Origin of the sequence: Agrobacterium sp. M50-1 (assembly GCF_049843495.1) — a bacterium.
GTDB classification, from domain to species: domain Bacteria; phylum Pseudomonadota; class Alphaproteobacteria; order Rhizobiales; family Rhizobiaceae; genus Agrobacterium; species Agrobacterium radiobacter.
Window position 1 is genome coordinate 1 of record NZ_JBBHZH010000004.1, and the last position, 14,871, is coordinate 14,871.

A 14,871-nucleotide genomic window follows, 5' to 3' on the forward strand; every position below is an offset into this window, starting at 1 on the left:
TCGCCCTTGAGGCGAGGATGACGCCGAATGCGTGGGGAACCTGTTGGAGAGCACATAAAAATGTCGGGTCTGTGCCCGGCATTTTTGTTTCAATCGCATGAGACCGTTCGTTTCACCCCGCCATGCGCATCTGCTGCGCCATGCCATGAAGCTGATGGCCGGAGGAGACGCGGAAGCCGCGGATGAGGTTCAGCAGCTCTTCGGTATCCACCGCCAGCGCTTCCGCCGAAGCCGTGGTTTCTTCCGCCATGGCGGCATTGTGTTGGGTGGCGACGTCGAGCTGGTTGAGCGAGGAAGAGATCGAGCGAAGCGTCGTATCCTGCTCGGCGGCCGAGTGGGCGATCTTGCTGACGATCTCGTTGGCGGATTTGATCTGGTCGGAGATGCGTTTCAGCGCGTCGCCGGCCTCGCCGACGAGCCGCACGCCATTTTCCACCTGGGCGGAAGAGCGGGCGATCTGGTCCTTGATCTCCTTGGCGGCGGCGGCGGATTTCTGCGCCAGTTCGCGCACTTCCTGCGCCACCACGGCAAAGCCCTTGCCGGCCTCACCTGCGCGTGCCGCTTCCACGCCGGCATTCAGCGCCAGAAGATTGGTCTGGAAGGCGATGTCGTCGATCACGCCGATGATGTTCGAAATCTGGTCGGAAGACTGCTCGATACCGCTCATCGCGGTAATCGCCTCTTCCACCACCCGGTCGCTGCGCATGGCTTCGGAGCTGACGGTGGTGACGCGCTTGGCGGCGTCGGCCGCCCCTTCCGCCGTCTGGCGCACCGCAACGGTCAGCTCGTCGAGCGCTGCGGAGGTTTCTTCCAGATTGGCGGCCTGCCGTTCGGTGCGCTGTGAAAGCTCGTTTGAAGCCTTGCGGATTTCCTCCTTGGAGCCGCCAATATCGATGCTCTTCGAATTCACCTTGGCCATGGCGGCGTCAAGATGGATCAGGGCTTCGTTGAAATTGTCACGCAGCGCCGCATAGCGATTGCCGAGATCGCCGCAACGCACGGTCAGATCGCCGCCGGCGAGCTTCTCGAGGGACTCGCCGATGGTGGCGACGACGCGTGCCTGCAATTCGGCCTCGTCGCGCTGCATGTCGAGATTGTTCTGGCGCTCGGCATTGAGCTGCCGCTGCTGCTCTTCCTCCCGGCGCTGCATGGCGTGGCGCTCGCGCACCTTGTCCTGAAGCGAGGCGGTGGCCTTCGCCATCATGCCCACCTCGTTGGTGAGGCCGGTATGGGGAATGGCGAGCGAGACATTTTCATTGGCCACTTCGCCAAGCGCGCGGTGAATATCGCCGAGCGGCTTCGAGATACCTCGGATAACGTAGAAAGCGGCGGCAAGCGCCAGCACGAAGATCAACGCGCCGATCGACAGCGCCTTCATCACATCGCCGCGAACCTGCGCGTTCAAATCATCGATGTAAACGCCGGTCACGACCACCACCTGCCAGGGTTCAAAGGCAAGGGCATAGGAGCTCTTCGCGTAATCATTGCCTTCCATGCCGGGCTTCGGGCCGTAGAAATCCGTCTGGCCGCCGCCATTGCGGCCAAGCCGCACCAGCTCGTCACGATAGGCGAAACCCTTGCTGTCAGGCTTGCCCTTGAAGCTTTCGCCGACGCGCTTGGCATCGGGATGGAATTTCATCGTCACGTCGTAGTCATAACCGAAGAGATAGCCGTCGGGAGTGAAGCGCATGGCGCTGACAGTCGCGTAAGCCTGTTTCATGGCCTCGTCGCGCGAAAGCGTTCCGGCCTTTTCCTTGTCGTTGAAGGATTGCAGGATGGAGATCGCCGATTGCACCTGCGTCCGCAGCATGCCGTAGCGTTCCTCATAGATGGCGTCGGTGGCGGATTTCAGCTGGTAAAACGTCGCCACGGCGAAGGCGGCCATCAGGGCCACCACGAGAACGATCAACTGACGGGAAATGGAAAGGTTCTTCATGGGCGCTCACAAGCGTTTGGAATCGCGCGCCTGAAAATGCCGCGCGGTACCGATGTTTCAGAGAAGGGAGAGGCGCATGATGCGCGATAAAAGGCCAGAAAAGCGCGTCTCCGCGCCGTGGCCTCATCCTGTGCTGCATCGCACTATAGACCCACTTAGCGGCTAAAAATTTGAATAAATATTTAATTAGCGAAAGCTTTATCAGGCCCGACAGGCAGAATAAGCGGGGGAAAAAGCAATATTCCCCGCATGGTTGCGGCCCCATTTCGGGAATGCAGCGATGACGCGATTATTTGACCTTCGTCATGAAATGCGTCATCGGCCGGTCAATTGCCGCGCAATTTGAAATCCGGGAACTGGGGGGCACCGATTACCGAGGCGCTGGCCGGTTCGGCTGCGTTTTCGGTGGAAAGTTCCTTGACGGCTGCCGTGGTCGTCGTCACGTCGATACCGGCCGGTGTCGAAACCATCTCAGCCGGATGTGCCGCGGGCTCTGCCTCGTCATAGGTCGCGATGGCCGTGCTGGAGGTTTCCGCCATCCATGCGGGATTGGTGCTGACGAAGGTGACGGGCGCACCGCCAAGCCAGGCTTCGGTGCGCACCAGGGTACGCTTGCCGTCCACTTCGCGCATTTCCGTGTGCTGCGTGCCCGGCTCAATGGAAGGAATGGCATAATCCTGCGTTACGGCTTTGCCTTTCACGGGCTGGCAGCCCGCGCAATCGCGACGAACGAAGCTGCCATTGGCCACGTGCACGCCGTTTATATATTCGATGGAAGATGCCATCGCCGACCCGCCGGTCAGCGCGATAACAGCTGTCAGAAAAAGACGACGCATCGAAAAACCCCCGAAATGAAGGCGCGTCCTCGTGATCGAGACACAGTGCGCCATTCAATATTCCGGCAAGTATTATCGATGTTTCGTTTCCATCGGGTCAGCAAACTTGGTAAAAATTGAACGAAATAGTCGCGTCCAACCCCGTTTTCCTTAAGGATCAGGCCTTTTCGCGTGCGACGGCCTGCCAGCCGATATCGCGGCGGCAAAAGCCGTTTTCCCATTCCACCTTGTCCGCCAGCGCATAGGCGCGGGCCTGCGCTTCCGTCACCGTCTTTCCAAGGGCGGTGACGTTCAGCACGCGTCCACCCGTTGCCACTAGACCGCCGTCCTTCAGCGCGGTTCCGGCATGGAAGACCTTCGCCTCTTCGCTCGCCTCGGGAATATGGGCGATCGGCGTATTCTTGTCGTAAGCGCCGGGATAACCCTTCGAGGCGAGAACGACAGTCAGCGCTGCGTCGTCGCGCCATTCGGCCTCAACCTTGTCCAGCGTGCCAGTGGCGGTGGCGTAGAGGATCGGCAGCAGATCGCTTTTCAGGCGCATCATCAGCACCTGGCATTCGGGATCGCCGAAACGGACGTTATATTCGATAAGTTCCGGGCCTTTGGCGGTAATCATCAGGCCTGCGAAAAACACGCCGGAGAAGGGATTGCCGTCCTTGGCCATGCCCGAGATGGTCGGCTCGATGATCTCCTTCATGGTGCGCTCCACCATGGCCGGTGTCATGACCGGGGCGGGAGAATAAGCACCCATGCCGCCGGTATTCGGGCCGGTATCGCCATCGCCGACACGCTTGTGATCCTGTGCGGTGGCGAGCGCGAGAGCGGTCTTCCCGTCGGAAAGGCAGAAGAAGCTCGCTTCTTCGCCGTCGAGGAAGGCCTCCACCACCACTTCGGCGCCAGCTGCGCCGAAGGCGCCGTCGAAACAGTCGTCAATCGCGGCAAGCGCTTCCGCTTCGGTCATGGCCACGGTCACGCCCTTGCCGGCGGCAAGCCCGTCCGCCTTGATGACAATCGGCGCACCCTGTGCACGAACATAGTCCTTCGCCGGTTCTGCGGTCTTGAAGCGCTGGTAAGCGCCGGTCGGAATATCGTAGCGAGCGCAGAGATCCTTGGTGAAGCCCTTGGAGCCTTCAAGCTGGGCTGCCGCTTTCGACGGTCCGAAAGTGGCGATGCCGGCGGCACGCAGATCATCCGCCAGACCCGCAACCAGCGGCGCTTCCGGGCCGACGACAACGAAGTCGACTGCCTTTTCTTTCGTAAAGGCGATGACGGCCGTGTGGTCTTCCACATCAAGCGGCACAAGTGTCGCGTGGTCGGCGATGCCGGGATTGCCTGGAGCGGCATAAAGCTCATCGAGCAGGGGAGACTGGGCGATTTTCCACGCCAGCGCATGTTCGCGTCCGCCGGAACCGATCAACAGAACTTTCATGGTCAACACCCCTGCAAATTCGCCAGTAACCTTGTTTGAGCGGCGTTAAGGGCAGGGGGGCGAAAGGTCAAGGAGAAAGCGCCGCAAATGCCCGTCTTTCCCTTGAAGTGAGCCTTTCCTGTGGAATCGTTCCCGCCTCTTGTTGTCACGCCACAATCAGACATTATGTTCGCCGCTCCAGATGTGACATCAGAGAACCTCATGACCGCAGATAATGCCCGCCTCACCACGCTCATCGCCTCCGAAATCAACGCCCGCGCCGATCAGGTGAAGGCGGCGGTGGCCCTGCTGGACGAGGGCGCGACCGTTCCCTTCATCGCCCGTTACCGCAAGGAAGTGACCGGAGGACTTGATGATACCCAGCTACGCACGCTTTCGGAACGTCTCGTCTATCTGCGCGAACTGAATGCGCGCCGCGCCTCCATCGTCGATTCCATCACCGGTCAGGGCAAGATGACCGACGAGCTGATGGTCAAGATCATGCAGGCCGTGACCAAGGCGGAGCTGGAAGACCTCTACCTGCCCTATAAGCCGAAACGCCGCACCCGAGCGGAAATCGCCCGCGAACGTGGTCTAGGCCCGCTTGCCGAAGCGATCTGGGAAAACCGCACTGCCGATCCGGCAAAGCTTGCTCAATCCTATGTGCAGGGCGAGGTGGCCGATGTGAAGGCGGCGCTTGAGGGCGCACGCGACATCGTGGCTGAAACCATGACGGAAAATGCCGATCTGCTTGGCCGCCTGCGTGATTACATGCGCCAGAACGCCACGTTCCGCGCCAAGGTCGTGGACGGCAAACAGGCGGCGGGCGAAAAATTCTCCGACTATTTCGATCATTTCGAGCGCTGGGCAACGGTGCCCGGTCACCGCGCGCTGGCCATGCTGCGCGGCTGGAACGAAGAAATTCTGACGCTGACGATCGATGTCGATGCGGATGATCCCTCACCGGTGAAACCCGCGCAGCGCACCATCGCCGCCGCCTTCGATATCCGCAATGTTGGCCCCGCCGATCAATGGCTGATGGAGGTCGCTGGCTGGACCTGGCGGGTGAAGCTTTCCATGTCGCTCTCCCTCGATCTGATGCGCGAACTGCGTGAGCGGGCGGAAGAGGAGGCGATCAATGTCTTCGCCCGCAATCTGAAGGACCTGCTGCTGGCAGCGCCCGCCGGCTCCCGCGCCACCATGGGACTTGATCCCGGTATCCGTACCGGCGTGAAGGTCGCGATCGTGGATGGAACCGGCAAGCTCCTGGACACCAGCACGGTCTATCCCTTCCCGCCGAAGAACGATGTGCGCGGCACGCAGGCGGAACTCGCTTTGCTTATCCGCAAGCACAATGTCGAGCTGATCGCCATCGGCAACGGCACGGGCAGCCGCGAGACGGAAAAGCTGGTGGCCGACCTTCTGGCGCAGATGCCGGCTTCTGCTTCCGGTGCAAAGCCCACCAAGGTCATCGTTTCGGAAGCGGGCGCATCCGTTTATTCCGCTTCGGAACGGGCGGCAGCGGAGTTCCCCAATCTCGACGTTTCGTTGCGCGGCGCCGTTTCCATCGCCCGCCGTCTTCAGGACCCGCTGGCGGAACTGGTGAAGATCGAACCGAAATCCATCGGCGTCGGGCAATATCAGCACGATGTCGATCAGGGCCGTCTCAGCCGTTCGCTCGACGCGGTCGTTGAAGATGCGGTGAACGCCGTCGGCGTCGATCTCAACACGGCCTCGTCGCCGCTTCTGGCGCGGGTTTCCGGCCTCGGCACATCGATTGCCGATGCCATCGTTGCGCATCGTGACCAGACCGGCCCCTTTGCCAGCCGCAAGGAATTGCTGAAAGTGCCGCGCCTCGGCCAGCGCACTTTCGAGCAATGCGCGGGCTTCCTGCGCATCCCGAACGGCAAGGAGCCGCTGGATGCCTCCTCCGTTCATCCGGAAGCCTATGGCGTGGCGAAAAAGATCGTTGCCGCCTGCGGCCGCGATCTGCGTTCGCTGATGGGCGACAGCGCCGCGCTGAAGGCGCTTGATCCGAAGACGTTCATCGACGAGCAATTCGGTCTGCCGACCGTAAAAGACATCATCGCCGAACTGGAAAAGCCCGGCCGCGACCCGCGCCCGAGCTTCAAGACCGCGACCTTTGCCGAGGGTGTGGACGAGATCACCGATCTGAAACCGGGCATGCTGCTCGAAGGCACCGTCACCAATGTCGCCGCGTTTGGCGCTTTCGTTGACATTGGCGTGCATCAGGACGGGCTTGTGCATGTGTCGCAGCTTGCCGATCGTTTCGTGAAGGACCCGCATGAGGTCGTCAAGGCGGGCGATGTCGTCAAGGTGCGAGTCGTGGAAGTGGACGTGAAGCGCAAGCGCATCGGCCTCACCATGCGTAAGGATGGCGGCGAGGCAGCGCCGCAGCCGATGCGTGAAAAGGGCAACGCCAGCGCCATGCGCCACGCGACATCAAAACCGAAAGAGCGCAACGAGGGGTCGCAAACCGGTGGTGCGCTTGCCGCCGCGCTGGCTGAAGCCATGAAGCGGCGCTGACCCTGGGTTGAAATGATTTTTTACCAAAAAGCCTCGCCACATACCCCGGCGGGGCTTTTTCCTTGATGAAATCGTTCAATTTTTTTGAAATAAGACTATCTTGAAACTTGTGCCGAAAGGAATACGGTCTGCAAAATTGATAAGTGAGACTTAGCAATTGGGGGTGCCATGGCGTCGTCTCTGCATGTTCTTCTCGATAAGATAATCAAGATCGGTGATCTCACCGTCAACAGCCCGGGCGGCAGCCGTACTTTCGGCAATGGCACGGGAAAAAAGGTGGTTCTGGACTTCACCGATGAAGCCGCCATGCAGGAGATCGCCGCCGATCCGGCGCTGAAGCTCGCTGAAATGTACATGGAAGGCCGGGTGAAGGTTGCCGAAGGCGACATCTACGATTTCCTCGCACTGGTCAAGGGCAATACGCTGAGCGAGGCGCTGTCCTTCGGCATGGTCTGGCGCGGCATGGCGCGCATCATCGCCGCCCGCATCAAGATGCATCTGCCGGTCAATCACAACAAGAGCAACGTCGCCCATCATTACGATCTGAGCGCCAAGCTGTTCGATCTCTTCCTCGATGAGGACTGGCAATATTCCTGCGCCTATTTCAACCCGCCTGGCATCAGCCTCTATGAAGCGCAGGTCGCCAAGAAACGGCATATTGCCGCCAAGCTGATGACCGAGCCGGGCCAGAGCGTGCTGGAAATCGGCTCCGGCTGGGGCGGCATGGCGATGTATATCGCGGAAAGCGCCGGTGCAGATGTCACCGGCATCACGCTCAGCGAGGAACAGCTGCGCGTTTCCCGCGATCGTGCGGCAAAACGCGGGCTTGCCGGTAATGTCCGTTTCGAATTGCAGGACTACCGCTATCTGCCGGCTTCGAAGAAATACGACCGCATCGTCTCCGTGGGCATGTTCGAACATGTCGGGCCGACCCACTATCGAGACTATTTCGACAAGGTGGCGGAGGTGCTTGATGACAAGGGCGTGATGGTGCTGCATTCCATCGGCCAGCCCTATCCGGCGCTGGCGACCAATCCCTTCATCGAAAAATATATTTTCCCGGGTGGGTATATCCCTTCGCTCGCCGAAGTGCTGCCGGCGATCCAGAAATCCGGGCTGCTGGTGAAGGATATCGAAATCCTGCCCATGCACTATGCGCACACACTGCGGCATTGGCGCGAGCGTTTCGTGGCGCGCAAGGCGGAAGCGGTCGCGCTTTACGACGAACGTTTCTTCCGCATGTGGGAGTTTTATCTGGCGGGGTCGGAAATGGCCTTTACCCACGAAAATTTCCATATTTTCCAGATTCAGCTCGCCAAGGACCGCGACGCCGTTCCGCATAATCGCGACTACATTGCGCAGAACGAGGCGAAGCTGCTGGAGTTCGAGAAGACGCGCGCACCGCTGGAGAAGGTGACATTCTGACGACGGCGTGGGTAACGGGCGACCGAATTGTGGAGATTGTTGACAAACATCTCCGCAATCTCGGCGTCATCCTCGGGCTTGTCCCGAGGATCTATCCACGTTGCTTAAAGTCTGTCGGATGCAGATGCTCGGGACAGGCCCGAGCATGACGGCGGTGAGGTTTTAGGCCTTGTCGCCACCCTCCCCAGGAAGCACATTTCTTCCCGCTCTGGTTAATGGAATGGAAAGACAATCCCTCTAATTCTACGGGCACCTTGTCTGTATTGCGTTTCTGGGGTTCTTTCATGTTCAAGCCATCAGCGGCCGCCGCCGCCTGTGTCCTGTCGCTTTTTTCCGTGGGCAATGCCCATGCGGAGGGCTGGTTTTCCGGCGACTGGTATCTGAAGCTCGGTGGTGCGGGTTTCACCGCGCCGAAATATCAGGGCGACAACAAGAACGAATTCGGCTTTTCGCCCATCATTTCGCTTGGCCGTCAGGGGCAGGGTGCACGTTTCACCTCGCGCAACGACAGTGCCTCGATTTCGCTTCTGGACAATGGCCCGATCAGCATGGGTCTGGCCGGTAAGCTGGTTTCCCCGCGTGACGAGGGCGATTCCGCCGATCTCAAGGGCATGACCCGCATCAAGCGTGGTGGTGAGCTTGGTGGTTTCGCCGAGGCTTATCCGACCGACTGGCTGCGCGTTCGCGGCGAAGTCCGTCAGGGCATTCGCAGCCATAGCGGTGTGGTCGGCGATGTCGCTGTCGATGCCTTCACCGATATCGCCCCCGGCATCCAGATTTCCGCAGGCCCGCGCGCCACATGGGTGAGCAGCAAGTACAATGAGCGTTATTATGGTGTAAGCGCCGCCCAGACGGCGGCCGGTGCGCCATCGCCCTATAGCACGGGCGGCGGCCTGCATTCGGCCGGCATCGGCGCCGCCATCACCTGGAAAGTCACCGAGAACGCCGAAGTCGGGTCTTTTGCGGAATATCGCCGCCTCACCGGTGACGCCGCCGATAGCTCGCTGGTGCGCGAGCGCGGCTCGAAAAACCAGTTCATCGTCGGTGTTCAGGCAAGCTATAAATTCAATTTTTCGCTGCCCTGAGACAAGAAACCGAATGTCTGAGGTTGATGGCCCGCAGGAAACCGTTGCGGGCCTTGATGTTTCTGCCAATCCGCGTTCGGCGTCGTCCTCGGACTTGACCCGAGGATGACGCCGGTGAGGTTTTCGCTTTGCCGGTAGCGTGTTGCAATCCGCCAAAAACCGCACATCTTTGCACTTTGAAATCCATTCCGATTTTCCCACCGATGCTGTAGAACATCCCTATGGTTCACCATAGCGATTTGTCAGACCGCGTCTCCGACGCGCCATCCAATAACTGGGTCTATCGGATTTTGCCGAGGTCCCTCTGGCCCTATGCGCAGCTTGCAAGATGGGATCGCCCCATCGGCTGGCAATTGTTGATGTGGCCGTGTTTCTGGTCCGCGGCCCTTGCGGCCAATGTGGCGGTGGCAAGCGGCGGCTTTTCCTGGGCGATGCTGATCTGGCATCTGGCGCTGTTCTTCATCGGGTCGGTGGCGATGCGCGGTGCGGGCTGCACCTATAATGATCTGGCCGACCACAAGATCGACATGGCCGTGGCGCGCACCCGTTCGCGGCCCCTGCCTTCCGGCCGCGTGAGCCGGATGCAGGCCAAGGTCTTCATCGTCCTGCAGGCGCTTGCCGGGCTCGTCGTGCTTTTGCAGTTCAACAGTTTCGCAATCGCGACCGGCATATTCTCGCTGGTTTTCGTGGCGATTTATCCTTTCGCCAAGCGCTTCACCAACTGGCCGCAATTTTTCCTCGGCCTTGCCTTTTCCTGGGGCGCGCTGATGGGCTGGGCGGGACAGTTCGGATCGCTCGCCTGGCCGGCTGTCCTGCTTTATGTCGGCTCCATCGCCTGGACGATCGGTTATGATACAATCTACGCCCATCAGGACAAGGAAGACGACACCGCGGTGGGCATCGGTTCGACCGCATTGCTGTTTGGAGAGAACACACATCGCTGGCTGGTTTTTCTTTATGGCACAGCCCTTGTCATGATGTTCCTGTCGTTCTGGGTCGCGGGCGTTAACATTCTTGCCTATAGCGGTCTTGCCGCTGCCGCGCTCATGCTGTTCCGCCAGGTCTGGGTGCTTGATATTGATGACGTTGACCAGTGCCTCGTCCTGTTCAAATCCAACAACCGCGTCGGCGTGCTGATTTTCGCAGGCCTGATCCTGCCGCTCCTGCTGGCGTAAACCGCGAGAACACGGAATGGAAAAAGCCCGGTTGCGTCATCCGCACCGGGCTTCTTGATTTGTCTGGCTGAGCCTGTCAGCTGCGGGCGATGATTTCCTTGCCCTCGATCTTCATGCTCATGCCGAGCGAGCCGGTGGAGCGGCGAACGAGGAAGCGGGGACGGCGTTCCGCGAAATAGGAATGGCGGCGGCGCGGACGGGTATTCTGGGTGCGCACCTTGCCGAGATGTTCTTCCAGCGGACGGGCGACGCCATCGGCTTCCACCATCAGCATGGGAATACGGTAGGCTTCAGACCAGCTGCGCCAGTCGGCGGCGATATCGCAGAGATCGTGAGCGACGAGAAGCGGAACGCAGAGATCCGGATCATCATGGTGCAGTTCCAGGGTCACCGTCACCTGCCCATCGCCATGGTCGATGGCGCGGGCGGCAACACCCTTGAAAGCGCGGGCAGGCAGGGCGAAGGACAGAGGCAGGCCGGAAGAGGACAGAACCTTTCTCAGAACGGCGCCCCGTTCGTCGAGAGTGACGGCGACATCGGTCGCGCCATTGCCTTTTCCATAGGTGACCTGTTGCGGAAAACGTGCCGGGTCGAGTCTGAGAGTGGCGACGGCCCAGTCGGGCTTCAGAACGGTCTTGGTCATGTTTATTCTACCCTTGTTTTACCTGAGAGCCGGTTTCCGGTCTTCTCATCGGGACTTTTCGTCCTCTGATGTCGGGAGAATATCCGCCGCATGTTCGAGACTGCTTAAAAATCGCGGTTAAGAAAACTTTGCATTCCCAAATGGTTAGCAAAACACACTGTGGCATGGTTTCGTTTAGGTAAAGCAGATCGGGACAATGCGGTTTTTATCCCGATCGGAATTGTGCTCTTTCAAGCTACGGGCAAGGCGCGTCATGCATAGTCATGCCAAGGCTTGCCGTGCGTCCGGATGGGCGCGCGATGGGTGGTTCAAAACCGGAGCTTTTGGTGTCCCCCGAGGGGATGCGCTGTGCTCCAGGGGGCATACGGATGGTATCGACTTATCTCAGCTACGAACTCATCAACCGCGATATGAAGGCAAGCATCTCGCGCGTGTCGCAGCAGGGGCTCGTGGAGCGGCAGACGAAATATTACAAGGAAAACATCGGCAATGTGAAAAGCGTCGATGAATTCCTCGATAACTACCAGCTCTATTCCTATGCCATGGATGCCTTCGGTCTGGGCGAGATGACCTATGCCAAGGCCTTTATGAAAAAGGTGCTCGACAGCGACTTGAACGACCAAAACAGCTTCGCCAACAAGCTGACCGACGAGCGTTATCGGGAATTTGCCGCCGCCTTCAATTTCAGCTCTTCGACAAAGACCGTGCAGACGGACGCGCAGCTCGACAAGATGATCGGGCTTTATGATACGTCGATCACCAATCTGAACAGCAGCCTCGCGGAAGAGACACGTTATTACAAGGCAATCATCGGCACCGTGACAAATGCCGACCAGCTGCTGCGCAACGACCGCACCCGCGCCTATATCTTCCAGGTCTTCGGCATCGATGAGAAGACCTATTCCTATGCCCATATCAAGGGATTGATGACGAGCGACGTCAGCGATCCCAATAGCTACATCAACCAGAAATACGGCGCGGCCTATAATGACGCGGTCGAAAAACTGACGATGAAGGGTAATATCGAACTGCATGCGCAGGTCACCGCCCGGATTACGGCCATCGATACTGAACTTGCGGGCACGGGTCTGACAAACGAGGAGCGCACGAAACTCGAGGCGGAAAAGGTGACCCGCCAGGACCAGCTGACCCAGCTTGAGGCCGTTTTGCCACCAAAGGATGAGTGGGAGGCGAAGCTTGCGGCGATCAAGGCGGAACAGACGACGCTGTCGAACACCGTCACCCAATATAACAAGATGGCGCAGATCGCTAACGCCTTCGAGTTCAAGAATGACGGCACGGTAACTGCCGGCGGGGCACAGACGGCGGACAATCTGAAAGCCATCACGGACTCCTATATCGGCAGCGCAGCCCGTGTGACGCCGACCGTCGCGACGCTGAACCGCGACTACTTCGAATCGAAGATCGGTTCCATCACGACGGTAGAGGAACTGATGTCGGATGCGCGGCTTGTCAATTACATCAGAACGGCCTTCGACCTGAACGACCTGACCATCGTGCCGGCAACGATCAAGAACATCCTCACAAGCGATCTCAGCGATCCGAACAATTACATCGCGACCATGGGCAAGAACGACAAACGTTACCTCGCCCTGAAAAACGCGTTCAATTTCCTGCCCGACGGGACGCTCGCGGCCGGCACGACGCCGCAGACGACGACACAGACCGCGACGACCACCAGCGGTTACATGACCCATTACAATGATGCGGACGAGGCCGCTGACGCAAAGGCGCTCACGCTGTTCAAGAGCAGCATTGGCCAGGTCACAAGCGTCAATGATTTCCTCGGAACCAATGCAGTCTATACCTATGCGCTGAAGGCCGTCGGCCTCGATCCCGCCAAGGTGAACATCTCCGATATCCAGAGAGTGCTGACCAGCGACCTTCAGGATAAGAAGAGTTACGTTTATACGCTGAAGGACGATCGGTATGTGAAGCTTGCCGAGCTCTTCAACTTCACCAAGGACGGTTCGGTCGGTGCACCCATTCTGGCGCAGTCCGAAATCGAGCTGCAGACCATGTCGGCCGACTACATCAAGAAGAAATCGGCTTTCGGTACTGCTAAGGACAAGGAAGCCGCCACGGCCGAGGCGAAATATTTCTCGGGCGAAATGCAGAAGATCAAGACGCTCAGTGAATTTCTGGCCAATGACCGCCTGACCAAATTCGCGATGGAATCGCTCGGCATTGACCCCACGAGCGTGACGAAAGAACAGCTGCAGAAGATATTCACGTCAAATCTTGATGACAAGGACAGCTACGTCAACAAGGAGATGGATCCGGTCTTCCGTCGCCTCGTCACCGCCTTCAATTTCGACACGGACGGCAAGCTCCTTCATGAAGACCGCAGCCTGATCCAGACCCGGCGCGGACTTTATGAAACGCTCGACAATTATCTGACCCAGACGCTGGAAACGCAGGCGGGTGAAGAAAACGCCGGTGTGCGACTGGCGCTCTATTTCAAGCGCATGGCGGCCGGGACGACGTCCTATTATTCGATCCTTGCCGATACCGCGATCCAGAACTTCATCAAGACCACCTTCGGCATTCCCGATGAGCTCGGCAATGCGGGCGTCGATACCCAGGTGGCGATGATGAAGAAATATTTCGACATCAAGGATTTTCAGGACCCGGATAAGGTCAAGAAGCTGATCGCCCGTTTCACCATCATGTACGACAACCAGCAGAACGTCGCCGATCCCATCATGACCCTGTTCAATGGCAGCGGCTCGGTGGGTATCAGCGGTGACACGTTGCTGGCGGTCGCGACGCTACGGGCACGATAGCTCGAAAAGAGGAAGGCCGGACATGTCCGGCCTTTCCGATACCCACTATCCCTTCACCACCCCGGCAGCATATGCCCGGCGCGCAGGCGCGGCATCTTGGGGTAGGTCTTCACATCATTGTCCATCTCGTCGGCAACGCTCATCGGCGAGATATTGTCGAGGCAGGCGGTGATGTGGTCGGTGATCGCGTTCACCAGCGAAGGCGAGAGGCCCGGTCGTTTCATCAGGCCGATCTGCACCGGCGGCAGCGGCGGGAAACCATCGGCGGCAGTTAGAACCTTCATGCCGGTGCGCAGCGCCGATTCCGGCAGCACCGAAACGGCCATGCCCGCCAGCACGGCGGCGGCGACCACGGTGGAAGACCAGCTGGTAAACAGTACCTGATAGTCCCGCCCATCGGCATCGAGGGCCGAACAGGCGAGCTGACGCCAGTGGCAGTCGCGCCGGCCCACGGCGAGCGGCACCGGCGCGTCATCCTTCAGCGGATGGTTGGCGGAGGCCACCCAGCAGAGCGGTTCAGTGCGCACCACATCCGAAGAGCGCGCGCGTGGATTATGGGTGACGAGGGCAATATCCAGTTCCCCGCGCGCCATTTTTTCGGCCAGGCTGACCGAGGGTTCGCAGACGATATAGAGCTCGACATTGGGGTGAGTCTTGGCAAAACGCCCGATGATCTCAGGCATGTAGCGGTCGGCATAGTCATCAGGTGTGCCGATGCGCAGCGTGCCTTCCAGCCGATTATCGTCGAAGGCGGCGATTGCCTCATTATTGAGGCGGATGATGCGGCGGGCGTAATTCATCAGTTTTTCGCCCTCCGCCGTCAGGCGGTTGCCGCGCCCGTCCTTGGCGAAAAGCTGCTTGCCGATGCGTTCCTCAAGCCGGCGCATCTGCATGGAGACGGCGGATTGCGTCTTGAAGACGCGATCTGCGGCCTTGGTGAAGCTGCCCGTATCAACGATGGCGATGAAGGTGTGCAGCTGGTCTATGTCGAGAGGTGCGGACATGGATG

General features: G+C 59.3%; 10 protein-coding genes. 5 read left to right on the forward strand and 5 right to left on the reverse strand.

All coding sequences use genetic code 11. The annotated features are described in order from the left end of the window. Window positions 1–112 precede the first annotated feature (112 nt). The 3 genes from WDZ78_RS10425 to purD all read right to left on the reverse strand — a co-directional run bounded on the left by WDZ78_RS10425 (window position 113) and on the right by purD (window position 4,201). A complete protein-coding gene (locus WDZ78_RS10425; RefSeq protein ID WP_425672974.1) occupies window positions 113–1,936 on the reverse strand; it encodes a methyl-accepting chemotaxis protein in 1,824 nt (607 codons plus the stop codon). Window positions 1,937–2,262: 326 nt separating this feature from the next. Then, window positions 2,263–2,772, reverse strand: coding sequence for a plant virulence effector HPE1-like domain-containing protein (locus tag WDZ78_RS10430; RefSeq protein ID WP_026363674.1), 510 nt, complete (start codon window positions 2,770–2,772; stop codon window positions 2,263–2,265). Between the two features lie 157 nt (window positions 2,773–2,929). Further along, on the reverse strand, window positions 2,930–4,201 hold the full coding sequence (gene purD, locus WDZ78_RS10435; RefSeq protein ID WP_425672976.1) for a phosphoribosylamine--glycine ligase: 1,272 nt from the start codon (window positions 4,199–4,201) through the stop codon (window positions 2,930–2,932). Between the two features lie 201 nt (window positions 4,202–4,402). On the opposite strand from purD, the gene WDZ78_RS10440 reads away from it, so the two are divergent. The 4 genes from WDZ78_RS10440 (at window position 4,403) to ubiA (ending at window position 10,412) form a co-directional block, all read left to right on the forward strand. Next, the gene (locus tag WDZ78_RS10440; protein ID WP_425672977.1) at window positions 4,403–6,727 is read left to right on the forward strand and encodes a Tex family protein; all 2,325 of its coding nucleotides are present in this window, start codon (window positions 4,403–4,405) and stop codon (window positions 6,725–6,727) included. 168 nt (window positions 6,728–6,895) lie between these two features. Further along, window positions 6,896–8,152: an SAM-dependent methyltransferase gene (locus WDZ78_RS10445; protein WP_020010498.1), complete on the forward strand. Its 1,257-nt coding sequence runs from the start codon at window positions 6,896–6,898 to the stop codon at window positions 8,150–8,152. A gap of 284 nt (window positions 8,153–8,436) precedes the next feature. Then, entirely contained in the window at window positions 8,437–9,237 is an 801-nt protein-coding gene (locus WDZ78_RS10450; RefSeq protein WP_026363675.1) for a MipA/OmpV family protein, read from the forward strand. A gap of 221 nt (window positions 9,238–9,458) precedes the next feature. Continuing rightward, window positions 9,459–10,412 carry a 4-hydroxybenzoate octaprenyltransferase gene (gene ubiA, locus WDZ78_RS10455; protein ID WP_425672978.1) on the forward strand — a complete coding sequence of 318 codons (954 nt, stop codon included), beginning with the start codon at window positions 9,459–9,461 and terminating at the stop codon, window positions 10,410–10,412. A gap of 76 nt (window positions 10,413–10,488) precedes the next feature. Here the strand turns inward: ubiA and WDZ78_RS10460 are convergent, their stop codons facing one another. After that, window positions 10,489–11,055, reverse strand: a complete 567-nt coding sequence (locus tag WDZ78_RS10460; protein ID WP_003503226.1) for a DUF6101 family protein — start codon at window positions 11,053–11,055, stop codon at window positions 10,489–10,491. Window positions 11,056–11,423: 368 nt separating this feature from the next. Between WDZ78_RS10460 and WDZ78_RS10465 the strand changes: the two genes are divergently transcribed. Next, on the forward strand, window positions 11,424–13,862 hold the full coding sequence (locus WDZ78_RS10465) for a DUF1217 domain-containing protein (RefSeq protein WP_425672979.1): 2,439 nt from the start codon (window positions 11,424–11,426) through the stop codon (window positions 13,860–13,862). Between the two features lie 53 nt (window positions 13,863–13,915). Here WDZ78_RS10465 and WDZ78_RS10470 read toward each other — a convergent pair whose 3' ends face one another. Further along, complete coding sequence (locus WDZ78_RS10470; RefSeq protein WP_020010502.1) at window positions 13,916–14,866, reverse strand: LysR substrate-binding domain-containing protein; 951 nt, start codon at window positions 14,864–14,866, stop codon at window positions 13,916–13,918. Between the last annotated feature and the right edge of the window lie 5 nt (window positions 14,867–14,871).

What these genes read in the sequence shown, in the direction of transcription:
- WDZ78_RS10425 (WP_425672974.1), bottom strand. Translation starts at nt 1,936, where the DNA reads ATGAAGAACCTTTCCATTTCCCGTCAGTTGATCGTTCTCGTGGTGGCC.
- WDZ78_RS10430 (WP_026363674.1), bottom strand. Translation starts at nt 2,772, where the DNA reads ATGCGTCGTCTTTTTCTGACAGCTGTTATCGCGCTGACCGGCGGGTCG.
- purD (WP_425672976.1), bottom strand. Translation starts at nt 4,201, where the DNA reads ATGAAAGTTCTGTTGATCGGTTCCGGCGGACGCGAACATGCGCTGGCG.
- WDZ78_RS10440 (WP_425672977.1), top strand. Translation starts at nt 4,403, where the DNA reads ATGACCGCAGATAATGCCCGCCTCACCACGCTCATCGCCTCCGAAATC.
- WDZ78_RS10445 (WP_020010498.1), top strand. Translation starts at nt 6,896, where the DNA reads ATGGCGTCGTCTCTGCATGTTCTTCTCGATAAGATAATCAAGATCGGT.
- WDZ78_RS10450 (WP_026363675.1), top strand. Translation starts at nt 8,437, where the DNA reads ATGTTCAAGCCATCAGCGGCCGCCGCCGCCTGTGTCCTGTCGCTTTTT.
- ubiA (WP_425672978.1), top strand. Translation starts at nt 9,459, where the DNA reads ATGGTTCACCATAGCGATTTGTCAGACCGCGTCTCCGACGCGCCATCC.
- WDZ78_RS10460 (WP_003503226.1), bottom strand. Translation starts at nt 11,055, where the DNA reads ATGACCAAGACCGTTCTGAAGCCCGACTGGGCCGTCGCCACTCTCAGA.
- WDZ78_RS10465 (WP_425672979.1), top strand. Translation starts at nt 11,424, where the DNA reads ATGGTATCGACTTATCTCAGCTACGAACTCATCAACCGCGATATGAAG.
- WDZ78_RS10470 (WP_020010502.1), bottom strand. Translation starts at nt 14,866, where the DNA reads ATGTCCGCACCTCTCGACATAGACCAGCTGCACACCTTCATCGCCATC.